General features: G+C 41.3%; 26 protein-coding genes. 19 read left to right on the top strand and 7 right to left on the bottom strand.

Annotated features, from left to right (window positions below):
• The first annotated feature begins 334 nt into the window (after positions 1 to 334).
• The 4 genes from leuA to leuD are packed head-to-tail and all read left to right on the top strand — an operon-like array spanning position 335 to position 5,017.
• The gene (leuA, locus tag ACTRWE_RS02285) at positions 335 to 1,888 is read left to right on the top strand and encodes a 2-isopropylmalate synthase (RefSeq protein ID WP_013466157.1); all 1,554 of its coding nucleotides are present in this window, start codon (positions 335 to 337) and stop codon (positions 1,886 to 1,888) included.
• Positions 1,885 to 2,961, top strand: a complete 1,077-nt coding sequence (gene leuB / locus ACTRWE_RS02280) for a 3-isopropylmalate dehydrogenase (RefSeq protein WP_013466156.1) — start codon at positions 1,885 to 1,887, stop codon at positions 2,959 to 2,961. Before leuA ends, leuB begins: the two co-directional genes overlap by 4 nt.
• Positions 2,962 to 3,017: 56 nt before the next feature.
• Entirely contained in the window at positions 3,018 to 4,418 is a 1,401-nt protein-coding gene (gene leuC / locus ACTRWE_RS02275; RefSeq protein WP_008465616.1) for a 3-isopropylmalate dehydratase large subunit, read from the top strand.
• Positions 4,418 to 5,017, top strand: coding sequence for a 3-isopropylmalate dehydratase small subunit (gene leuD / locus ACTRWE_RS02270; protein ID WP_028834822.1), 600 nt, complete (start codon positions 4,418 to 4,420; stop codon positions 5,015 to 5,017). Before leuC ends, leuD begins: the two co-directional genes overlap by 1 nt.
• Positions 5,018 to 5,068: 51 nt before the next feature.
• Here the strand turns inward: leuD and ACTRWE_RS02265 are convergent, their stop codons facing one another.
• Positions 5,069 to 5,362 (bottom strand): hypothetical protein, encoded by a 294-nt coding sequence (locus ACTRWE_RS02265; protein WP_013466154.1) that lies wholly within the window; start codon positions 5,360 to 5,362, stop codon positions 5,069 to 5,071.
• Positions 5,363 to 5,746: 384 nt separating this feature from the next.
• Here ACTRWE_RS02265 and ACTRWE_RS02260 point away from each other — a divergent pair, with 384 nt between their 5' ends.
• Complete coding sequence (locus tag ACTRWE_RS02260) at positions 5,747 to 6,343, top strand: hypothetical protein (RefSeq protein WP_462879444.1); 597 nt, start codon at positions 5,747 to 5,749, stop codon at positions 6,341 to 6,343.
• 74 nt (positions 6,344 to 6,417) lie between these two features.
• On the opposite strand, the gene ACTRWE_RS02255 is transcribed toward ACTRWE_RS02260, so the two are convergent.
• Positions 6,418 to 6,798, bottom strand: coding sequence for a hypothetical protein (locus ACTRWE_RS02255; RefSeq protein WP_138560681.1), 381 nt, complete (start codon positions 6,796 to 6,798; stop codon positions 6,418 to 6,420).
• A gap of 95 nt (positions 6,799 to 6,893) precedes the next feature.
• Between ACTRWE_RS02255 and ACTRWE_RS02250 the strand changes: the two genes are divergently transcribed.
• Positions 6,894 to 7,337 carry a tellurite resistance TerB family protein gene (locus ACTRWE_RS02250; protein WP_076922629.1) on the top strand — a complete coding sequence of 148 codons (444 nt, stop codon included), beginning with the start codon at positions 6,894 to 6,896 and terminating at the stop codon, positions 7,335 to 7,337.
• Between the two features lie 7 nt (positions 7,338 to 7,344).
• Here the strand turns inward: ACTRWE_RS02250 and ACTRWE_RS02245 are convergent, their stop codons facing one another.
• Positions 7,345 to 7,911, bottom strand: a complete 567-nt coding sequence (locus ACTRWE_RS02245; RefSeq protein WP_013466150.1) for an NADPH-dependent FMN reductase — start codon at positions 7,909 to 7,911, stop codon at positions 7,345 to 7,347.
• A gap of 118 nt (positions 7,912 to 8,029) precedes the next feature.
• On the opposite strand from ACTRWE_RS02245, the gene ACTRWE_RS02240 reads away from it, so the two are divergent.
• Together ACTRWE_RS02240 and ACTRWE_RS02235 are read left to right on the top strand one after the other, a co-directional pair.
• Complete coding sequence (locus tag ACTRWE_RS02240; protein WP_076922630.1) at positions 8,030 to 8,926, top strand: LysR family transcriptional regulator; 897 nt, start codon at positions 8,030 to 8,032, stop codon at positions 8,924 to 8,926.
• Entirely contained in the window at positions 8,926 to 9,156 is a 231-nt protein-coding gene (locus ACTRWE_RS02235) for a hypothetical protein (protein ID WP_076922631.1), read from the top strand. The genes ACTRWE_RS02240 and ACTRWE_RS02235 overlap by 1 nt, the downstream gene beginning before the upstream one ends.
• A gap of 5 nt (positions 9,157 to 9,161) precedes the next feature.
• Here ACTRWE_RS02235 and norR read toward each other — a convergent pair whose 3' ends face one another.
• Positions 9,162 to 10,748: a nitric oxide reductase transcriptional regulator NorR gene (norR, locus tag ACTRWE_RS02230; protein ID WP_462879443.1), complete on the bottom strand. Its 1,587-nt coding sequence runs from the start codon at positions 10,746 to 10,748 to the stop codon at positions 9,162 to 9,164.
• A 159-nt stretch (positions 10,749 to 10,907) separates the two neighbouring features.
• Between norR and ACTRWE_RS02225 the strand changes: the two genes are divergently transcribed.
• From ACTRWE_RS02225 to hmpA, 3 genes are read left to right on the top strand one after another with little or no spacing between them, the layout of a single operon-like run.
• Positions 10,908 to 11,177, top strand: a complete 270-nt coding sequence (locus ACTRWE_RS02225; RefSeq protein ID WP_011329510.1) for a hypothetical protein — start codon at positions 10,908 to 10,910, stop codon at positions 11,175 to 11,177.
• Positions 11,177 to 12,409 carry an NnrS family protein gene (locus tag ACTRWE_RS02220; protein ID WP_462879442.1) on the top strand — a complete coding sequence of 411 codons (1,233 nt, stop codon included), beginning with the start codon at positions 11,177 to 11,179 and terminating at the stop codon, positions 12,407 to 12,409. The genes ACTRWE_RS02225 and ACTRWE_RS02220 overlap by 1 nt, the downstream gene beginning before the upstream one ends.
• A gap of 50 nt (positions 12,410 to 12,459) precedes the next feature.
• A complete protein-coding gene (gene hmpA / locus ACTRWE_RS02215; protein ID WP_462879441.1) occupies positions 12,460 to 13,641 on the top strand; it encodes an NO-inducible flavohemoprotein in 1,182 nt (393 codons plus the stop codon).
• Between the two features lie 39 nt (positions 13,642 to 13,680).
• On the opposite strand, the gene ACTRWE_RS02210 is transcribed toward hmpA, so the two are convergent.
• Positions 13,681 to 14,334, bottom strand: coding sequence for an endonuclease (locus ACTRWE_RS02210; protein ID WP_462879440.1), 654 nt, complete (start codon positions 14,332 to 14,334; stop codon positions 13,681 to 13,683).
• Positions 14,335 to 14,586: 252 nt separating this feature from the next.
• Between ACTRWE_RS02210 and ACTRWE_RS02205 the strand changes: the two genes are divergently transcribed.
• A complete protein-coding gene (locus tag ACTRWE_RS02205) occupies positions 14,587 to 14,967 on the top strand; it encodes a hypothetical protein (protein ID WP_262976926.1) in 381 nt (126 codons plus the stop codon).
• A 29-nt stretch (positions 14,968 to 14,996) separates the two neighbouring features.
• On the opposite strand, the gene ACTRWE_RS02200 is transcribed toward ACTRWE_RS02205, so the two are convergent.
• On the bottom strand, positions 14,997 to 15,440 hold the full coding sequence (locus ACTRWE_RS02200; RefSeq protein WP_013466144.1) for a PaaI family thioesterase: 444 nt from the start codon (positions 15,438 to 15,440) through the stop codon (positions 14,997 to 14,999).
• Between the two features lie 198 nt (positions 15,441 to 15,638).
• Here ACTRWE_RS02200 and lexA point away from each other — a divergent pair, with 198 nt between their 5' ends.
• From lexA to ACTRWE_RS02175, 5 genes are all read left to right on the top strand, one after another.
• Positions 15,639 to 16,256 carry a transcriptional repressor LexA gene (gene lexA, locus ACTRWE_RS02195; protein WP_008114166.1) on the top strand — a complete coding sequence of 206 codons (618 nt, stop codon included), beginning with the start codon at positions 15,639 to 15,641 and terminating at the stop codon, positions 16,254 to 16,256.
• 493 nt (positions 16,257 to 16,749) lie between these two features.
• On the top strand, positions 16,750 to 17,892 hold the full coding sequence (coxB, locus tag ACTRWE_RS02190; protein ID WP_036980527.1) for a cytochrome c oxidase subunit II: 1,143 nt from the start codon (positions 16,750 to 16,752) through the stop codon (positions 17,890 to 17,892).
• A complete protein-coding gene (ctaD, locus tag ACTRWE_RS02185; protein ID WP_462879439.1) occupies positions 17,892 to 19,484 on the top strand; it encodes a cytochrome c oxidase subunit I in 1,593 nt (530 codons plus the stop codon). The genes coxB and ctaD overlap by 1 nt, the downstream gene beginning before the upstream one ends.
• Positions 19,484 to 20,014, top strand: coding sequence for a cytochrome c oxidase assembly protein (locus tag ACTRWE_RS02180; protein WP_013466139.1), 531 nt, complete (start codon positions 19,484 to 19,486; stop codon positions 20,012 to 20,014). Before ctaD ends, ACTRWE_RS02180 begins: the two co-directional genes overlap by 1 nt.
• A gap of 35 nt (positions 20,015 to 20,049) precedes the next feature.
• Complete coding sequence (locus ACTRWE_RS02175; protein WP_138626739.1) at positions 20,050 to 20,925, top strand: cytochrome c oxidase subunit 3; 876 nt, start codon at positions 20,050 to 20,052, stop codon at positions 20,923 to 20,925.
• On the opposite strand, the gene ACTRWE_RS02170 is transcribed toward ACTRWE_RS02175, so the two are convergent.
• Positions 20,828 to 21,136 (bottom strand): DUF2909 family protein, encoded by a 309-nt coding sequence (locus ACTRWE_RS02170; protein WP_081485455.1) that lies wholly within the window; start codon positions 21,134 to 21,136, stop codon positions 20,828 to 20,830. The genes ACTRWE_RS02175 and ACTRWE_RS02170 overlap by 98 nt on opposite strands.
• 14 nt (positions 21,137 to 21,150) lie before the next feature.
• Between ACTRWE_RS02170 and ACTRWE_RS02165 the strand changes: the two genes are divergently transcribed.
• Together ACTRWE_RS02165 and ACTRWE_RS02160 are read left to right on the top strand one after the other, a co-directional pair.
• Entirely contained in the window at positions 21,151 to 21,891 is a 741-nt protein-coding gene (locus ACTRWE_RS02165) for an SURF1 family protein (protein ID WP_462879438.1), read from the top strand.
• Positions 21,881 to 22,375, top strand: coding sequence for a hypothetical protein (locus ACTRWE_RS02160; protein ID WP_013466136.1), 495 nt, complete (start codon positions 21,881 to 21,883; stop codon positions 22,373 to 22,375). Before ACTRWE_RS02165 ends, ACTRWE_RS02160 begins: the two co-directional genes overlap by 11 nt.
• Positions 22,376 to 22,378 lie beyond the last annotated feature (3 nt).

Here is a 22,378-nt window from a genome sequence, read left to right as displayed (position 1 = left end):
CCCTCTGAGGTTGAATTTTTTATCTCTTTTTTATCTATTTGTTGAATTTTAAATCCCTTAAAAGTCTTGTGTAATTATTTTTATGGCATTTTTATGCTTGCACCTACTGCGCTGCAATGATAAAAATAAGCCTCATTGGACACACACACAAGAAAACAAATGCAAACTAATCGTTTAATTACACTAAAACTAAACCTCTTACTGCTGTGGCAAGTGAGCGGGGATTAGTGTGTTTGCATTGAGCTAAACAACAAAACCCCGCAATTGCGGGGTTTTTTTTATCTCGCTGCAGGGATAAATCGAAATTTGGTTAACACAGGAATGAGGGGCAGTTATGCAAGAGCAAGATAAAGTATGGATTTTTGATACCACCTTACGTGATGGCGAACAGGCACTTAAAGCAAGCCTGACTGAAGATGATAAAATTCAACTAGCACATACCATTAGCCGCTTAAATGTGGATGTCATGGAAGTGGGCTTTCCGGTTTCGAGCCCCGCTGACTTTCGCTCAGTGCAGCGAATTGCCACTGAAGTAAAAGGCCCTATTATTTGTGGCTTAGCACGCTCGGTTGCCAAAGATATTGAAGCCTGTGGTGAGGCGCTTCGCAGTGCACAGCAAAGCCGTATTCATACTTTTATTGCAACCAGCCCGCTTCATCTTGAACACAAGTTGCGAATGAGCCTTGATGATGCCACTGCAATGGCGGTTAAATCTATTAAATTAGCCCGTAATTACACTGATGATGTGGAATTTTCATGTGAAGACGCAGGACGTACACCACATTGGGATTTATGCAAAATAGTTGAGCAAGCTATTAATGCCGGTGCATCCACGATTAACTTGCCAGATACCGTCGGTTTTGTAACGCCAGATGAATACGCAGCAATGATCCGTCATTTAATGAACAACGTGCCAAATATTGATAAAGCCCGTTTAAGTGTGCATTGCCATAACGACTTAGGCTTAGCCGTTGCTAACTCTGTTGCTGCCGTTCAAGCCGGTGCGCGCCAAATCGAATGCACCATTAATGGTATAGGGGAGCGCGCGGGTAATTGTTCACTTGAAGAAGTGGCGATGATCATGAAAATGCGCAAAGACCATTTAAACGTATATACCGATATAAAAAGCGAAGAAATTTACCGCGCCTCTCGCCAAGTAGCCAAAATTTGTAATATGCCGGTACAGCCAAATAAAGCGATTGTTGGCGAAAATGCGTTTGCCCACAGTTCAGGTATTCACCAAGATGGTGTCTTAAAAGCGCAAAATACCTATGAAATTATGTCACCTGAAAGTGTGGGTGTGCCAAGTAATCAATTAAATATGACCTCGCGTTCAGGGCGTCATGTTATAGAGCACCGCTTAGAAGAGTTAGGTTATCAAAAATCTGATTACGACATGGATAGCTTATACCAAAGTTTCGTTGCGTTAGCTGACCAAAAAGGCACAGTATATGACTACGACCTAGAAGCAATGATTTACTTTAATCAAATCAGCGACAAAGATGAAAAATATCAATTAGAGTTTGTTCACTCTACGTCGAACTCTCAATCGGTAGCCAGCTCAACGATAGGTTTGTTGATTGATGGCGAAGCAAAACAAGAAGCGGCCACAGGTAACGGCCCGGTAGAAGCCTCATTTGCAGCCATTGAGCGCTTAACTGGTATGAGCGTTGAAATGATTGAATACAATTTAGAGGCCACCGGCCAAGGTGCAAGCTCATTAGGACAAGTGAATATTATTGCTAAATATGATGGCCGTCCTTATCACGGTGCCGGTATTGCGGCCGATGTGGTCGAAGCCTCAGTACGCGCTATGGTTCGGGTTTATAACTTAATTTATCGAGCACAAAAAGTGTCTGATTTAAAACAACAAAGGAAAGCAGGATGAGTAAAACACATTACAGCGTTGCCGTATTAGCGGGCGACGGTATTGGCCCAGAAGTTATGGCAGCTGCAGAGCAAGTGCTTGATGCAGTAAGTGATAAGTTTGGTTTTACTCTGAACCGTGAACACCACGCGATTGGCGGAGCAGCGATTGATGAGTTTGGCAAAGCCCTTCCTGATACCACTTTAAAAGCATGTGAAAACGCCGATGCTATTTTATTCGGCTCCGTGGGTGGCCCTAAGTGGGAGCATTTACCACCGAATGACCAACCGGAGCGCGCATCACTGTTACCACTGCGCAAGCACTTTGGTTTGTTTTGTAACTTACGCCCTGCTCAGTTGTTACCCGCATTAAGCGCTGCATCACCACTACGTGCTGATATTAGCGAAAAAGGCTTTGATATTTTATGTGTGCGCGAGCTAACGGGTGGTATTTATTTTGGTGAGAAAGGTCGCAGTGGCGAAGGGGCAGAAGAAACTGCATTTGATACGCAAACTTATTCACGTAAAGAGATAGAGCGTATTGCACGTTTTGCTTTTGAGGCCGCTAAGTTGCGCAGCAATCATGTGACCTCGGTTGATAAAGCCAATGTTTTAGCATCAAGCGTTTTATGGCGCGAAGTGGTAACCGAAGTGAGTAAAGACTTTCCAGAAGTGAGCTTAGATTACATTTATGTAGATAACGCAGCAATGCAGCTGGTTAAGCAACCTAGCCAATTTGATGTATTACTTTGCGATAATTTATTTGGTGATATTTTATCGGACGAGTGCGCGATGATCACCGGTTCGATGGGGTTATTACCGTCGGCAAGTTTGAATCAATCAGGCTTTGGCTTGTATGAACCCGCGGGTGGTTCAGCGCCTGATATCGCCGGAAAAGGGGTGGCAAACCCAATCGCACAAATTTTAAGTGCCGCCTTAATGCTACGTTACTCATTAGGCCAAGACGAAGCGGCTCGCACCATTGAAAAAGCAGTCGCAGAGGCGGTTGAAGCCGGTGTGGGAACGCCAGATATTTATCCGCAGGGCGGCTATACCACCACCGATGTAGCAGCGGCCATCGTTTCACGCATTTAATTATTAAAGCCACAGCACCGTCAGGCTGTGGCTCAATCAGATCAGGGAGTTAGCAAGTGGCCCAAACCTTATACAATAAAATTTGGCAAGCACATACCGTTGCCAGCATTAATGAGCAAACCGATTTACTTTATATTGACCGTCATTTAGTACACGAAGTGACGTCACCACAAGCATTTGCCGGTTTACGTGAAAAAAATCGTAAAGTGCGTTGTCCAGAAAAAACCATTGCCACCATGGATCATAATGTTTCAACTAAAAGTCGTTCACTGGATGCAGCCAGCGAAGTCTCTAAAAATCAATTAATGGCACTGGATGCAAACTGTAAAGAATTTGGCATTTTGCTGTACGACTTAAATTCAGTAAACCAAGGCATAGTACATGTTATTGGCCCTGAGCAGGGGATTACTTTACCAGGTACCACTATAGTCTGCGGCGATAGTCATACTTCAACGCATGGTGCGTTTGGTGCCTTGGCACATGGTATTGGTACCTCAGAGGTTGAGCATGTATTAGCTACGCAAACACTACAGCAAAAAAAGGCGAAGTCGTTAAAAATTCAAATTAACGGTGTATTACGCCCTACAGTAACAGCTAAAGATTTAATTATGGCGGTTATTGGTAAGCTAGGCACTGCTGGTGGCACTGGCTATGTGGCTGAATTTTGTGGTGAAGGCATAGAAGCTCTATCAATGGAAGCCCGTATGACATTGTGTAACATGAGCATTGAAATGGGTGCCAAGGCAGGTTTAATTGCCCCAGATAAAATCACTTACGAGTACTTAAAAGGGCGCCCGTTTGCACCCAAAGGTGCTGATTTTGATGCCGCTGTTGCCTACTGGGAAACTTTAAAAACGGATGATGGTGCTCATTTTGATTTAGAAGTAGAGTTAGATGCAGGCAGTATTCAACCGCAAGTTACTTGGGGGACTAATCCAGAGCAAGTGATTGGCGTTGATGAATGTATTCCAGATCCAGATAAAGAAACCGATTTAATTAAAGCCGATGCAATTCGCAGTGCGCTTAAATACATGGGCTTAAAAGCGGGCGATAAACTATCAAGCGCCAAAGTAGACACGGTATTTATTGGCTCATGCACCAACAGCCGCATTGAAGATTTACGCGCTGCAGCAAAAATTGTTGAAGGTAAACAGGTTTTAGCTGGTATTGAAGCGCTGATTGTTCCAGGCTCAGGCTTAGTTAAGCAGCAAGCTGAAGATGAAGGCTTAGCCGATATTTTTAAAGCTGCAGGGTTTGAGTGGCGCGAGCCGGGTTGTTCGATGTGTTTAGCTATGAACGATGACCGTTTAGGAGCTGGTAAACGCTGTGCTTCCACCTCGAATCGTAATTTTGAAGGTCGCCAAGGGCGCGGCGGGCGTACACACTTAGTGAGCCCTGCAATGGCGGCAGCAGCTGCAATACATGGTCACTTTGTTGATATTAGAGGAGAAGCTTAATGAGCATCTATTTTAGCGGCTTAATGGCCCCACTTGATAAAAACAACGTCGATACCGACCAAATTATTCCTAAGCAGTTTTTAACTTCAACCAGCCGTGATGGTTTTGATGCAGCACTGTTTTACGATTGGCGTTATTTAGATAATGGCGAGCCAAACCCTGAATTTATTTTAAATCGTCCTTGTTACCAAGGTGCGCAAATATTATTAACCCGCGATAATTTTGGCTGTGGCTCATCACGCGAGCACGCACCATGGGCACTAAAGCAATATGGGTTTGAAGTGATTTTAGCTGAAAGCTTTGCTGATATTTTCTTTAATAACTGTGGTAACAATCAAATGCTTGCTATTACATTGCCAGCGCAAACGCTGGAAGAGTTATTTGTGTTAAGTGAACAGCACGACGATATTCACATTGATGTGGATCTTGAAAACCAGTTACTTACCAGCAATAAGTTTGCGCCAATTCGCTTTGATATTCGCAAAGACGTGAAAGAGCGTTTATTAAGTGGCTTAGACTTTATTGGTGTAACCGAAACCCTCAATCCGCAAATTGATGCGTTTGAAAAGCAGTTAGCCGCAGAGAGACCGTGGCAGTAACCTTTTACATATGAAACTGGAGCGCAACTTAGGTTGCGCTTTTTTAATCGCTTATATTAAAAAACCACGCAATAAGCTTGCTAATGTAATCATTGCCATTAGTAATAAATTGAGAGTTTTAAATTTCTGGTAGCGGACTACCTTTGGGTCGTTGATAGTCGAAAAAAAACCATCTTTAAATGACTCAGCAAGATTGGCATAGGGTGTCCCATCTAATGAATTTTGTGATAATTTTTTCCATTGTTCTGGGTGCTGCTCAGCAAGGTGTTGATATATGTGCAGAGTGTAGCGATTTTGAATAATTAATAGTAATACGATGATTATTAAGCCGATATATTTTTCCATTTAAATATGTGCTCCGCGCTAAAACTGGCTTTACGTTTATACCAATCCGCAATAATACTCAATCATTTTGCGAGGCTAAACGTGTCGCTATCTGTGTTAAAAAATTCTAATTTCGAACAACTAAATAGCGAATTTTTTGCCTAGCTATCACCCCGTTTTTCCTGCCTCAAAATAGACCGCTTAATTAAGCGAGTTGGTATTAGTTATTTCTCCTTTATCAAACAACGATATTTAATTTCTTATTTTCTTTCAAGCGATATTTTTTACTAATTAATTAAAGTAAAACCCTATTGTTCTGTTAATTTTTATTGCTGTTCATCGTGATTATTTTCTTTGTGTTTGCTTAAACGCTAAGCTGATTTTTTACATGTTTAGGGACACATTATGAAATTATTAACAGCTGCAGCGTTTATGCTGGCATCCACTGCTGCATTAGCACGTCCAGCGCCTTTAGTATCAATTCCAAGTCATGATAGCTTTTTCAATAGTATTGCTGCTCACTGCGGTAAAGCTTTCGAGGGTAAAGTAACGGTTGATAATGCAACAGGGCCGAGTTCATTTGCCGATAAAAAGTTAATTATGCATGTGCGTAAGTGTAATGACCGTGAGTTACAGGTGCCGTTTCATGTCGGTGATGATGCTTCACGTACGTGGATCATTACTAAAACAGGTAGTGGTTTGAGCCTAAAGCACGATCATCGCCATAAAGATGGCAGCGATGATGTGTCTACTATGTATGGCGGTCATACTGTGGATGCGGGTTTTGCTAATATGCAGTCATTCCCTGCAGATCAGTATTCAAAAGAGTTATTTGTTAGCCAAGGCATACCGCAATCGGTAGGCAATACATGGCAAATGTATATTTACCCTGAACAGTTCACTTATCGACTTATTCGCCAAGGTTGCGAATTCCGTGTTGATTTTGATTTAACTAAACCTATCACACCACCGGCTGCGCCGTGGGGATATGGCGTTAACTAACTTAGTTCAGGTTAACTACAGTAAAACCACAGGCTATTTTAATACTCAGTGGTTTTACTGAAAATAACGAGGTGTTATTTTTTTGAGGTTTTTTCTGCAGGCATTTCACACTGCACAAATACACTGAGCGGTGGCTGATAAGCACGCGGTTTAGTTGGAAAGCGTTGGTACTCCTGCACGCCCTCAATCACTTTTAACATAAAAGGATTATCGTGACATAAACGATTTGCGTGGCGCAACAAAAACACACTTTGGTTTCTAAAATGTGGGTAGTCGTCAGACTGTATTTCTAAGTGGTAATTGTTAGTGTCTATTTGAGTTTGCTTATAATGCACCTTTTCATCAAAATCATAAAGTCGCTGCATTTCACTTTGCTCTGCCGACACACTCAAACACCCCGTTAATAAACACCAGCTAATAATTCCATGTATGTAATGATTGGCTTTTATACTCATAAACCTTTAACTCCATCTTAATTTTGGGTAGTGTGATCAGCATATCTATTAAACCCGTTATGATATAAGTCTAACACCCAAAAAGGGGAAATGTGATGTTCAAGCAAATTAAACAGCTTTTTTCGAGTATTGATCAGCAAGATTATGATATTGAACAACATGATTTAAAAACAGCGGTTGCCGCATTATTAATTGAGGTAATGCGAGCGGATAACGATTTACAGGCTGATGAGCAACATACGCTAAGTCTAACATTAAAAAAATATTTTGATTTAACGGATGAAGCAGTAGATGAGTTAACCGAGCAAGCAAGTGCAAGCTTAGATGACGCCATTGATTATTTTCAATTTTCTAAGCAAATTAACAATCAATGTAGTGCACAGCAACGCATTGATATAGTTGAATTACTTTGGCGTTTAGCGTACTCCGATGGAGAACTTGATTCACAAGAAGAATACGTTATTCGTCGTGTTGCTAATTTATTGTATGTTACCCATGAAGACTTTATTGCTGCAAAGCTTGCAGCAACAAAGTTATAGTGGCTGCTTATTTAAGCTTACTTGCTACGCTAACTAACTGCTGTGCAAGACCAGCCACTTTTTCAGCGGTAGCGGGGTCGCTAATTCGACCGTTGTCATCTAATAAAGTATGAATAGCCGGTACTGCCAGTTGGTTCGCTAATACTAAGCTGCCAATGCCTGATAATATATCACGCACATGATTTAAGCCCCGTAAACCGCCCAACCCACCTGGTGAGGCTGCATATAAGGCGGTTACTTTATTTGCAAATGCAGGCTCTGCGCCTTGTTCGGTGCGCGATGCCCAATCAATAGCATTTTTTAACACGGCGGTAATAGAGCCATTATATTCTGGGCTGGCCAGCAAAATGCCATCGGCTGCGCGCAGTTTGTCTTTAAGTTGTTGTACACCGGCTGGTGTGCCTTGTGCCTCGAGATCTTCATCAAACATAGGAATGGCTAAGTCTGCGAGTTTAATCACTTCTACTTCAGCGCCACTTTCTAAAGCAAAGCGTGCTGCTTCGTTAATGAGTTTTTGATGAAAGCTATCTTTACGTAAGCTACCTGCTAGGGCAATAATTTTTGGTGTTGTCATGAGCTGCTCCTGATAATGAGTTTGTATAATGTGACTTTAACAAATAATCACTTGCAGAAAACCCGAATAAACGCAACACTTATGTGCGTATATGCACATAAGTTAAAGGTGGCACAGTATGGCGGTTAAGTTTGAAGATTGGCAAGATGTTAAAGTGGCTTTTGAGGTTGCACGTTTAGGTACCTTAACTGCGGCGGCAGAGGCGCTTAATGTGCACCATAGTACAGTGCTTAGGCGAATTAATAATCTTGAAAAAAACTTAAACACACGTTTGTTTCATCGCCATGCTCGAGGCTATAAAGCAACAGAAACAGGCGCTAAGCTGTTTAGTACCGCACAAGTGATCGACAGCTCTCTTGAGCAGTTACATAATGATATTGCTGCGGCTGATAGCACACTGCGCGGCAGTTTACTGTTAACCACGGTTAGTGGCTTTATGGATGTGCTTGGCGATGTGTGCGAGCAATTTCAGGCGCTACATCCACAAGTGCAGCTTGAGATGATTTTAGAGCAAAAGCGTTTACGGCTCGAACACGGTCAGGCGCACATTGCCGTACGGGCAGGGCCAAGGCCCGATGAAGGCGACTATATTGCACAGCATTTGGCTCAGCTTAACTCGGGTTTATATGCTAATCAGCGATATATTAATAAATATGGTATGCCTAAATCGCTGAGTGATTTACAGCAACATAACTTTATTTCTGGCGTGGCGGGCTTTAATGCGCGGGTGCCGTATTTTGAATGGGTAGATCAGCATATTGCAGCGCCGCAAATAAAACTGCGTGTGTCAGAAACCTCAGAAGCTACGCGTGCTGTAATTAAAGGCTTAGGAATTGGTGGGTTACAGCACAATGTTGCGGCTCAATACGCTAATTTAGTACCCATTTTATCTAATGAATTAATCTGGTGTACTGATATATGGCTAGTAACGCATCATTTGGTGCATCGTACCGCAAAGGTACAGGCGTTTAGCCAATTGTTAAAAACCTATTTTCAAACCAATAAAGCAAGCTAATGTGGCATTATAAAAACTTAGGTGATGCTATGTTTGCAGATGCAGAGCTGGCTAAAATAAAACAGCTAGCAATGGCTACCAACGCACCACTTTACGTTAAATATTACGCAAAAAGTGGACTGCATTGTGAAGTGTTGCTGTATTTTTCGCCGCACTATCAATCGCTTGCTGCTCTGCTGGGGGCTACTTGCTGTAAAGCCCCTAACTTAGATGAACTGACGGTTTTATAGCTATTTTATAGCGACTTTTTGACTGAAATACCTAAGCGTTTAGCCAAGCGAACTAAGTTTGCACGGTCTACTTTTAAGGTGCGTGCTGCACTTGCCCAGTTATAATTATGTTGCTCAAGCTGCTGACTAATTAAATGATGGGTAAAGGTATCGGTTGCTTGCTTAAGTGATAAATTTTGCTCTGCTATGTTAGTGCTACTGCCAGTGGTGGTGTTTGTGGTACTAGCAGGTAATGATAACTGTGTTGTATTACTCGCACTAAGGTTTAGCTCACAGTGCTCGGGCTTTATGGTAATAATGGCTTGTTGCCATTGGCTTTGTTTGGCCTTTAGTGCTGCGCGGCTAATTACATGCTCTAGCTCCCGTACGTTACCCGGCCACTGATATTGGGTTAACAATAATTGTGCATCGACACTTAACTTAAGTTGTTTTATTGCTAATTTTCGTGCGGTTTGCTCAACAAAAAAACCAGCTAATAAAACCACATCGTTTTCACGCTGGCGTAACGGCGCTACCGTTAGCGGGTAGACACTTAATCTATGGTATAAATCGGCTCTAAAGCGTCCTTGTGTTACTTCGTGTTTTAGGTCGCGATTGGTTGCTGCAATCACTCTAACATCAACATATTTCACTTCGTCTTCGCCTACTGTTTGTATTTCGCCACTTTGTAATACCCGTAGCAATTTACTTTGTAGTACCAGTGGTAGCTCGCCTATTTCGTCTAAAAATAAAGTACCACCGTGCGCTAGCTGAAACTTACCTTGGCGCGCATGAACCGCCCCAGTAAAAGCGCCTTTAGCATGGCCAAAAAACTCACTTTCGGCGAGATTTTCAGCAAGCGAAGCACAGTTTAAATGAATAAGTGGCTGCTCACTGCGTTTCGAGTGTAAATGAATATTACGTGCAACCAGCTCTTTGCCTACGCCGGTTTCGCCTAAAATTAACACACTAAAATTAGAGGCGGCGACAAGTTTTATATCATTTTTAAGTGCTTGTATTGCTGAGCTTTGACCAATAATTTCGCCGCCATCACGGGTGAGTGCTTCGCGGTTAAGCTCTTGCACTAAGGCGCTAGAATGCTGTGCATGTAATTTGTAATGAGCCAGCTGTAATGCCGTTTTAAAATGTGCGCTGCATAGCGTTTGTAAGGTGCTAAGCGTTTGCGCACTAATAGCGTTAAAGGCATTGGCATTTAGGCTGTCAAACGTAATCACACCTAATAACTGTTGTTGATAAAATAGGGGTAAACCTAAGCAAGCATGTACCGGAATGTCGCCAGTTTTTGCTAGTAGTAAGCCGTCGTACGGATCGGGCAATGGACAGTCATGGGCAAATTGCAGTGGTTGCTGAGTATTACAAATAGCTTCTAAGCGCGGATGCTCACTAAGCTTAAAACGCCGCCCCAGGCTATCTTGCATTAAGCCTTTAATTGCAAGTGGCTTGAGCTGCTCACCTTGTAGCTCAAGCAGTGCGCTGGCATCACTGGCAATCACTGTTTCAAGGACAGTAAGTAATTGCTCAAAACAGTTTTTATCTAATGTGCTTTGAGCCAGCTTTACCGCTACGGCAGTGAAGTTAATTGCGCTGCTCATGTCAAAATGACTCTTATGTGTTTTTTGGTTTGATTTATGGTAGGTCATAAAGACATGAAAAGCAAAGGTGGATAAGTTAGTTTATTGAAATATATATGTTTATTTTATTGGCACGATAAGTGTAATAGGTAGTTAAGTGCATTAGTTGTTGAGGCCGTTATGAACACCTTGGTTATACATAATCCAAGCTACAAAATTGAGACAGCTTGTTTACTGAAAAAACTACTGCTAGTGGCAAACTCATTATTAGCAGCTAGTTGTGCATTACTAATAACCAGTATTTTAATTAGCTACCCTTTTGCCGATTACTTTTCTATACCGGTGCAAATTTCGGCACATATTAGCACTATTGTTATTGCTGCTATTTTAAAAATTAGCTATGTGCTGCGTTGTATCGCACTGCATGGCATGGGGAAGGAAGTTCGTTAATGCGACCTATTAATTTATCTCAGCCGGTACCGGCTAATATTCGCTTTTACCAAATAACGCAGTGGCCAGTATGGATGCTGCCATTTAGACCCTATTTTTTAGCCGCAGGCTTGTTGGCTTTTAGTTCAATAGGCTACTGGTTATTAATTTTAACGGGTAGTGCAACTTGGCAGTTAACAATCCCCGCTACATTATGGCATGCCCACGAAATGTTATTTGGTTTTGCAGGTGTTGTTGCAGTGGGTTTTTTACTTACCGCCGCGCAAACTTGGACTGGAGTACCTAGCATTAGTGGCAAAAAGTTAATGCTATTAACGCTGTTATGGCTTGGGGCGCGAGGCGCATTTTTTGTGTCTTTGCCTGCTTTTGCACAATTTAATTTATATGCGGTGTTAGTGTTACAGCTTGCATGGTGGCTAGGTGTTATTGCAGCATTAGCTAATATGTTATTAACCGCTAAAAGCAAAAATAACTATCAATTTTTAGTGCTATTAGCGGCGCTGTGTACGTTAAATATTGTTTACTTGGCCCTGCTGATTGAACAAAACATGCAGTTTGCGCTCGCCATTGTTGATACAGCAGTATTACTGATGACCTTATTAATTGGCATAGTAGCAGGGCGTGTATTGCCATTTTTTACCAGTAAAGGCCTTGGTTTAACAGCACAGGTACGTACAGCTAACGTTGACTCAGTATTACTGTATATGAGCGTTTTTAGTATTGCGGTGTTTTTTCTTAGTCAGTTATTTTTTAATCAGCTAAACCCAGGCTGGGCACTTGCTGTTGTTGCTGTGCTGCATTTAATTCGTAGTTTTTATTGGTGGGATAAAAACGTACTTAAAGTTCCTTTGTTATGGTCTTTGCATTTTTCGTACTTGGCACTAGGTGTAGGTTTAATGCTGGTAGCCGTGAGTTTTTACAGCAGTGTTATTTTATTTAAAGATGCACTACACCTCATTACCATAAGTACCATAGGGATGATGATTTTAGCCATGATGACACGCGTATCTCATGGGCATACCGGGCGCTCTTTGACTATTCCACATTATATGGCGGTTGCTTTTGCTTTAGTGTTAGTGGCTGGGATTACTCGTTCTTTACTGCCTTTTGTTATTGGGCCACACCTAGCTTGGCAGCTAAGTGCTGGGCTGTGGCTAATTGCCTTTTTATTATTTTTAATTCACAGCACACCTATTTTAACACAGCGTCGTGTTGATGGGCGTCGTGGTTAACCTATACCTATTTTATTAATTGGGTATTATTCACACGTAGGAAAACCTAGATGTTATCTGATAAAACTATTGAAATAGTTAAAAGTACTGTTCCTTTATTAGCAGAGGCAGGTACGGTTGTTACTGATCATTTTTACAAGCGTTTATTTAGTCATAATCCCGAGCTTAAACATATTTTTAATATGACTAATCAAGAAACGGGTCGTCAGCAATTTGCATTATTTAATGCATTGGCTGCGTACGCGCAAAATATTGATAATTTAGCTGTGTTAAAAGAGGCGCTAGCGCGAATTAATCATAAGCATACCAGCTTAAATATTTTACCCGAGCATTATCCTGTTGTGGGCGCACATTTAATCGGTACGTTAAAAGAGCTTATTCCTGAGCAGTTTACTGCCGATGTTGAATATGCGTGGCGCGAAGCTTACGGTGTACTTGCTGATATTTGTATTACCGAAGAAGCGGCATTGTATGCGCACAGTAAAAACAACCATGGTGGCTGGGCAGGCACGCGCCAGTTTGAAATTACTGATAAACATGTTGAATCTGAATTCGTAACTAGTTTTACGCTGACACCTGTGGATGGTAAAGCAGTTATTACCTACAAGCCAGGACAGTACATTGGCATTAAAGTTAAGCCTGAGGGCGCAGAATATGAAGAGATCCGCCAGTATTCTATTTCGCAAAAGAGCAATGCTAAAAACTATCGTATTAGCGTTAAAAAAGAGTGCCAACCAAAGCCTGGCGTGGTGTCTAATTTTTTACACTCACTAGAGCAAGGCGCACGAGTAGAGTTATACCCGCCAGCAGGAGATTTTATTTTAAAAAATGAGGCAACTCCAGTGGTACTTATTTCAGCAGGCGTTGGCCAAACCCCGATGATGGCGATGCTGCAAACGCTACTTAGTGGTGATAAAAATCAAGCGATTAGTTATTTGCACGCGTGTGAAAATAGCCGCGAATTTTCATTTAAAGGGTATTTAGCGCAGCAAACGGCAATGCATCCACAGCTAAAAACATTTACTTGGTTTAATCAAGGTGGCGAGGAGTGTGATTTCACTGGGCTAATGGATTTAACGGTGCTTGAGGCATCATTACCTATTAGCGAAGGGGCATTTTATTTGTGTGGACCAGCATCATTTATGGCTTACGTAAAAGGCCAGTTACTTGATTTAGGTGTGCAAAGCTCAAACATTCACTACGAAATATTTGGACCACACCAAGCGTTATAGGTTAATTAAAAGCGTGTGTTGCATGCTTTTAATTTAAACTTACAGCTTTTTACTATTTGTGTTAGCAGCATAAGCTTGTTGTTGCCAAGCATTAAATAGCTTTTGTTGTTTAGCTGAAATTTTTAAACCATACGTTTTTTGCATGTAAGCGTACGCATCGGCAATGCGTTTACGTGCATGAACAGGCGGTTCAACAACACGTTGTTTAAAATTAACTTTAACCTCACAGCGACCATATTGCGTCGCGTTTTGGGCTAACATGCCAAAGCGGTAGTTTGAGCGATCGGCGTTAATTTCACCAATTGCAGGGGCTAAATTGTTTATATCGGCTTCCATCATGCGAAACTTAGCGCTAACTTTGCGGCAGTTTTTACGCCCACCATCTTGCCAACATTGTAACTGGTGACCGAATTCCCATGCAGGGACAATATGTTCCCATTCAATTCGCAATGCACGTTGATTTACTTTGCCTGAGCGGGTTAGTGTGTTGCGAGGCACGTAGCCACAATGGGTAGGATCGGGTACTAACTTTTTGCCTTGTTTTTTTATATTGCAACCACAATAAATACTTTTAGCGTTTTCGGGAAGGGTATTAATTAAGTACTTTTTGGCACTCGAAAACCGCGTAAATTGTTCGCCCATTGCTGAAAAACAAGCACAGCAAGCCAACAAAGCTAAAATAAACCGAATCATATCCATCACATACGTGAACTACAGGAGCGGCTAGTTTAAGGCCTAGAATAAAAAAGTAAACTGTCGCCGGCATGCTTTAATTTTAATTTGCGTATTTTGTGTAGGGCGTTTTTTAGGAGTAAATAGTGGGCAATATTCAGAGGCTAACGCTAAAAACGCGTTAATGCAGTGATTCCTGCGTTGTTGATTTGGTATAACGGTAAAACTGCGTTAAAGTTTGCAATGAGATTAATAGAGGGTAAAAACGAGATAATGTCGGAAATTCAATTTTTAAATGTAGATCTAGAGCTTGAGTCAAAGCAAGATATTAGCGTATTAGTTGCTGATTTAAAAAAGGTCGCAACTATTTTACATTATGATAAAGACGAATACCGTCAACTTGCTCGCATTGAGGTTGCAGGTGAAATAACCACGCCAGATAAAGCGATTAATCACTTGTGTGAGTTAATCGAGTCGTGTTCACGCAATGCATTAAAGCAATGGTTGAGTTGTTCACGCAGAACATTCGATATGGGTTTTGAGTCTGGCACTTCGCCAAAATGCTTTAACCAAGCCTTACATGCAGATACCTTGTTACGTATATCTGCAATTGGTGCAGGCGTAGAAATTACTATTTACCCTTTCGAAAAGTAATTTAATTTCAACCTTGGTTAATTGACTTACTAGCCTTTTCGCTCTACTACGGCTGCGGTCATACGTGATACGCAGCAAAGCTCATTGCGGCTATTGGTTATTTTAATATCCCAAACCGAGCTGCGCTTGCCGATATGATAAGCTCTCGCTGTGGCCGTTAATGTGCCATTGCGTGATGCCTTTAAATGACTTGCACTGATTTCTTGGCCAACACAATAAAATCGATTGAAATCAACCACAAAATTAGCGGCATAACTTGCTACTGTTTCAGCAAGCACCACATTTGCACCACCATGAACGATACCCATAGGGTTATGATGCTCTGGAATTGCCGGCATAGTTGCCACTAAGTAGTCATCACCAATTTCACTGATCTCTATTCCCATGGTTTTCATGAGTGTCCCTTGGCCTGTAATACCTTGATCTAATTGCTTACAAAACTCTAATGTAATCGGTTGATGCCAAATACTCATGCTAGCTCCTTGGATATGTAATTGAGAATTAAAATTTATTAATATGATAATGCGTTGCTAATAATTACATTTATCACCCTGCTTTTAAAGTAGGTTATTGTTTGATGATAACGGCATATAAGGCATTAATTTATATTTGCGATTTTTAAATAACTGTATATACTCACAGTTAATTGTACTGTATGGAAAACCAGTTGTATGCGACCATTAACGAAACGCCAAGCGCAAATACTCGAACTCATTAAAGTGTTTATTAAAGACACTGGTATGCCTCCTACACGTGCCGAAATTGCACAAACACTGGGTTTTAAAAGTGCGAATGCTGCAGAAGAACACTTAAAAGCACTGGCCAAAAAAGGTGTTATTAAAATGAAGCCAGGCGCGAGTCGGGGCATTCAGCTTGTTGAAGAAGAGGAGCCAGAGCAGTTGGGCTTGCCTTTAATTGGCAGGGTTGCTGCCGGTGAGCCAATATTGGCGCAACAGCATGTAGAAAGCCACTGTAAAATTGACCCTTTAATGTTTAAACCTGCGGCCGATTTTTTATTGCGTGTTAACGGTATGAGTATGAAAGACATTGGTATTATGGATGGTGATTTACTTGCTGTGCATAAAACCCAAGTTGCCGAAAATGGACAAGTTATTGTTGCCCGTGTTGACGACGATGTAACCGTGAAGCGTTTAGAAAAAGCGGGCAGAAAAGTACTCTTACATGCTGAAAATGATGAGTTTTCAGCTATTGAGGTCGATTTAGAAAATGAGTCGTTCAATATTGAAGGCTTAGCGGTAGGTGTTATTCGTAACGCTGACTGGATGTAGTATTAAAGCATAATTTAGCGCTTAATAGTGATTAGGCGCTGGGTTTGTTAGCAGCACAATGTCTAACTTATCAAATGTATGACTATATGTTGTTAAGTGCTTCTCCTATCATAAATAAAATCACTAAATGCTTTATAAATAAACAAATTTACTCTGCTTTTTTAAGTTAACAATTTTTTATATTTCTATCCTGTAATTTCAATACACCCCTTACTAAACCTGACTCTTAGATTAATTGCCTGACTAGTTGCTATTTTTTTAGCTGCGCATTTTAAAAAATACACCTTGTTTATTTTTCATACTCACCTTGCTTATTGTTTATTTTTTAACTAGTTATTAAAGAGCTGGAATAAAAATAACTCACAGCTTAGTCGTTTTGAGAACACACATTTACTAAATCCAGCACCCTTATAAAAAATAAAAATAACGAATAGGCGTTTAAGCCGTATGCCTCTTCGCTTTGCGTCAGCAATAGCATCAAAGGAGCCGTCACATGGGTAAGCTGAGTTCTTCCTTGTGGCTTATATTGTTTGTTTTTTCGCAGAATGTGCTTGCTAATAGCCAATATAATATGCGTAAAGGCGTAACCGATATAAGTAATAATGTATACCAACTGCACATGACTATTTTTTTAATATGTTGTGTGATTGGGGTGATCGTGTTTGCCATTATGTTTTGGGCACTCATTCATCATCGCAAATCTAAAGGGGCTGTCCCTGCCCAATTCCATGAAAGCACCAAAGTAGAAATACTGTGGACTGCGATCCCTTTTGTCATATTAATTGTTATGGCCATTCCTGCGACTAAAACCTTAATTGCCATGGAGGATGCCAGCAAAGCTGATCTCACCATTAAAATTACAGGCTCACAGTGGAAGTGGCATTACGAGTATATGGGGGAGGACGTTGAGTTTTATTCCATGCTAGCTACACCTCAAAATGAAATAACCAACCTTGCTGATAAAAACCCGAATTATTTACTCGAGGTCGATAAACCGCTGGTACTACCAATTAATCAAAAAGTACGTTTTTTAATGACTTCAGATGATGTTATTCACTCATGGTGGGTGCCTGACTTTGCCGTTAAAAAAGATGCAAACCCTGGGTTTATTAACGAAACATGGACCAATATTAATGAGGTTGGTACTTACCGTGGGCAGTGTGCAGAGCTTTGCGGTAAAGATCATGGTTTTATGCCTGTTGTGGTAGAAGCTAAAACAGAAGAAGACTTCAAAACGTGGTTAGCAGAGGCTAAACAAGCCAAGCAAAAAGCAGCTGAAGCAGACGCTGCGTTATTAGACCAAGTTGTACCAAAAGAAGAGCTGATGGCGCTTGGTGAGCAGGTTTATATGGCGAGCTGCGCGGCGTGCCATCAGCCAACAGGATTAGGTTTGCCGGGTGTTTTTCCGGCTCTTAAAGGCAGCCCAATAGTCATAGGTGATATCAAAGGGCATATAGATATTTTGCTCCACGGTAAACCAGGTACGGCTATGCAGTCTTTCGCAAAGCAATTATCAATCAAGCAAATAGCAGCTGTTATTACCTATAAACGCAACGCGTGGGGTAATGACACTGGTGATGTAATTCAACCGAGCGAGATACAAGCGGCACTGGATGCTGATGGGGAGGCTAAATAATGAGTAGCATTGCAGAACAACCTAATACCAATGAGGCTCATCATGCCCATCAACCTGCCACAGGCTTTAAGCGCTGGTTATTTACAACCAACCATAAAGATATAGGTAGCTTATATTTAATTTTTTCACTCACCATGTTTTTACTTGGTGGGGCAATGGCCATGGTTATTCGAGCTGAGTTATTTCAGCCGGGCCTACAACTGGTTGATCCTCACTTTTTTAATCAAATGACCACAGTGCATGGTTTAATAATGGTGTTTGGTGCGGTTATGCCAGCCTTTACCGGCTTGGCAAACTGGATGATCCCGCTAATGATTGGTGCGCCAGATATGGCCTTACCGAGAATGAATAACTGGAGCTTTTGGATTTTACCGTTTGCGTTTTTAATCCTATTAGCTTCATTATTTATGCCCGGTGGTGGCCCTGCATTTGGTTGGACCTTTTACGCGCCGCTTTCCACCACTTATAGTAACGACAACACAGCAATGTTTGTATTTGCTGTGCATATTATGGGTATTAGTTCGATTATGGGGGCCATTAATGTGGTGGTCACCATAGTAAATATGCGTGCTCCGGGTATGACGTGGATGAAGCTGCCGTTATTTGTGTGGACATGGTTGATCACGGCGTTTTTACTTATTGCAGTTATGCCGGTACTTGCTGGTGCAGTTACTATGGTGCTCACCGATAAATACTTCGCGACCAGTTTCTTTGATGCCGCTGGTGGTGGCGATCCGGTGATGTTCCAACATATTTTTTGGTTTTTTGGTCACCCTGAAGTTTATATTATGATTTTGCCTGCCTTTGGCATTATTTCTACGATTGTTCCCACCTTTTCACGTAAAAAACTATTTGGTTATGCCTCTATGGTGTATGCCACCTCCTCCATTGCCTTGTTGAGCTTTATTGTGTGGGCGCATCATATGTTTACCACTGGTATGCCCGTGGCGGGTGAGTTGTTTTTTATGTACGCGACTATGCTGATATCGGTACCTACCGGCGTAAAAGTATTTAACTGGGTAGCGACTATGTGGCGCGGGTCTATTAGCTTTGAAGTGCCAATGCTGTTTAGTATCGCATTTATTGTGTTGTTTACTTTAGGTGGTTTTTCGGGGTTGATGCTAGCGATTACACCTGCCGATTTCCAATATCATGATACCTATTTTGTGGTTGCACACTTTCATTATGTACTCGTAACGGGCGCGGTGTTTTCTATTATGGCGGGGGCTTATTATTGGCTGCCAAAATGGACCGGAAACATGTTCAATATTACCTTAGCAAAATGGCATTTTTGGTTGTCGTTAATAAGTGTAAATGTGCTGTTTTTCCCAATGCATTTTGTTGGGTTAGCCGGTATGCCACGCCGTATTCCAGATTATGCGCTACAGTTTGCTGATTTTAACGCCATTATTAGTATAGGTGGGTTTGCCTTTGGTTTATCGCAATTATTATTTGTGGTGGTTGTGTATAAATGTGCAAAAGGGGGCGACAAAGTGCCTGCAAAAGTTTGGGATGGAGCTGAGGGGCTTGAATGGGAAGTTGATTCACCTGCGCCTTATCATACGTTCTCAACGCCGCCGGACATTAAATAATGACTCACTTGCCGTTATTAAAAAAGTTGGTGGTGATTTGCATTGCAATGTTTGCATTTGCATTTGCCATGGTCCCTTTGTATGACGTGTTTTGCGATATAACGGGGCTTAATGGTAAGCCCTCGTTAGAGCAGGCACAGCAAAGTACCTTGGTCACTGAAAATAGAGAAGTCAGCGTTAGTTTCACTACGCATGCGCAAAGTGGTGCGCCTTTTGAAGTTAAATCTAAAGAGTACAGTGTAGATGTAAAGCCTGGGGCCATGCGTGAAGTTAAGTTTAGCGCTAAAAATAATAGCAATGAAGATAAAGTAATGCAGGCTATACCGTCGGTAGCACCAGGAAAAGCGGCCAAGTATTTACACAAAATAGCGTGTTTTTGCTTTGATCAGCAACCGTTAAAGGCAGGTGAAGAGCTGGAGTTTACATTATTGTTTTATGTAGATACTGAATTACCCAGTGATGTAGAAGAGTTAACCCTGTCTTATACCGTATTTGATATTAGCGAGCGGCTAGTAGCCAGTAATAACTAGCTTATAAAACTAGTGAAAAACTAGGAGCAAATAAAATGAATCAAAAATATGAACATTATTATGTACCAGAGCAAAGTCCATGGCCCATTATAGGGGCGGTTGCGTTGTTTTTTATCGCGGTAGGCGCAGCCTTAACCGTAATGGATATGGGCAAAGAGGGTGGTAATGGTGTTTACTTGTTATACGTAGGTATAGCTGTACTACTTTACATGCTGTTTAGCTGGTTTAAAAATGTCATACACGAGTCTGATCAAGGGCTTTATTCTGCACAAATGGACCGTTCTTTTAGGCAAGGAATGAGTTGGTTTATTTTTTCAGAAGTGATGTTCTTCATGGCATTTTTTGGCGCATTATTTTATGCCCGCATGTTCTCTGTGCCTTGGTTAGGAGGTGCGGATAACAACGCCATGACAAATGAAGTATTGTGGCCGACGTTTGAATCCATGTGGCCATTGCTAAATACCCCAGGAGGCACTACGACCCAAGCGATGGGCTGGCAAGGGTTGCCGCTTATCAACACCCTTATTTTGCTGGCCTCGTCGGTAACTTTACATTTTGCCCATGTGGCGATGGAAAATAATAAACGTACCCTACTCAAAGTATGCTTGGGAGCGACCATTTTACTCGGAGTGTGCTTTTTAGGGCTGCAGGTAGAAGAGTATATATATGCTTATAACGATCTTAACTTAACCCTTGATGCGGGCATTTATGGCAATACCTTCTTTTTGTTAACCGGCTTTCACGGCATGCACGTCACCTTAGGAACAATTATTTTATTGGTGGTGTTTTTACGCATTATGAAAGGACATTTCACTAAAGATAAGCACTTTGCCTTTCAAGCTGCAGCTTGGTACTGGCATTTTGTTGATGTTGTTTGGCTGTGTTTGTTTGTATTTGTGTATGTGCTTTAGTGATTAAGGGGGACTGATTTGCCGTAATAAAACCAAGTTTTAGTGCGGCAATCACCATCACTAATACCACAACAGAAAATAACACCCGACGCCCTAAAAAGTGAGACATAGGGCGTCCATTGGTTTTCCCTGACACCATAATTAATAAAGCACGAAATAAATTAAATAATATAAATAATAACAGTAGAACAATAATAATTTTAATAATCACTGGATTTTACCCTTATGCAGTTAGTTGTATTTAACAAACAAAAGCTTAGCTCAATAATAACAATTTGCTTGGTTGTTATTGTGGTATTGGTTTGTGTGCGACTAGGGTTTTGGCAATTACAGCGAGCAGAACAAAAGCAACAGCAGCTTAGTGCCATTGAAAATATACAACAACATGGCGTAATGAGCTGGGCAGAGTTACAACAGCTGCCAAAAGAGTGGAACAAAACCGGTGTATTGGTTTCGTTAAATGGTTATTTTGACACTAATAATTATTGGTTGCTTGATAACCAAATCTATAATGGTCAGGTTGGTTACGACTTACTGGCATTATTAAAACTGTCTGATGAATCACGCTTTTTGTTAGTGAACTTAGGCTGGGTAAAAGCAGAACGTTCAAGAGAAATCCTACCAAACATAACAATACCTAGTGGTAAATTTACGTTAACGGCACAAATTAAAGAAGATAATTTAAGTGGCTTTACCTTAGCCAATAACAATACTCAGTCGGATTTAGCCAAACGAATTCAAGTCATTGATTTACAAGCATTGAGTAGCCAATCTAATCGCCCTTTAGTGAATTTTATGGCTTACCGCCAAGGTCAAGCTGATGAAATTGCTGCCCCTCATTATGAAGCCGTTGTTATGAGTCCAGAAAAACATTATGCCTACTCAGTACAGTGGTTTTTAATTGCGGTTGCCTGTGTGGTGGTCGCTATTTTTGCAAGCAGGAAGAGGATAGATAATGAAAAATAAACCCCTGTTACTCTTTGCTGTGTGCTGCGCTATTCCCTTAGTGCTGGCTTACAGCGCGTTAAAACTTGATTGGCTACCTACAGCAATTACTAACCATGGTGAATTTTTAGAGCGTGAAATTAAGCTAGACAATTGGGCGCAGCATAACCCTAAGCAATGGACCATCGCTTTAAATTATTCAGCACAATGCAAAGCGTCTTGCACAGAGCAATTAGCCGCTTTAGACAATTTATATGTTGCCCTTGGCAAAAACCAACACAAAGTTGATATGGCTATTATGGGACAGCCTGAGCTAGTTACAACGCGTTGGCATGTTATTGATGAGCAACAGCAGTTAAAGCCTGCCAGTTTGTATTTAATCGATCATATGGGGCTAATTGTACTGGAGTATCCATTTAGTTCTCAACCACAAGAAAACCGCTTGATCCAAAAAGGGTTATTAAAAGATCTAAAAAAATTACTCAATTACTCTCGTTCGAGCTAAGTA

The organism is Pseudoalteromonas sp. G5_S1_54_S4 (genome assembly GCF_054968565.1).
Note: the sequence above shows the minus strand (reverse complement) of the source record. Positions and strands in the feature narration are given on the sequence as shown.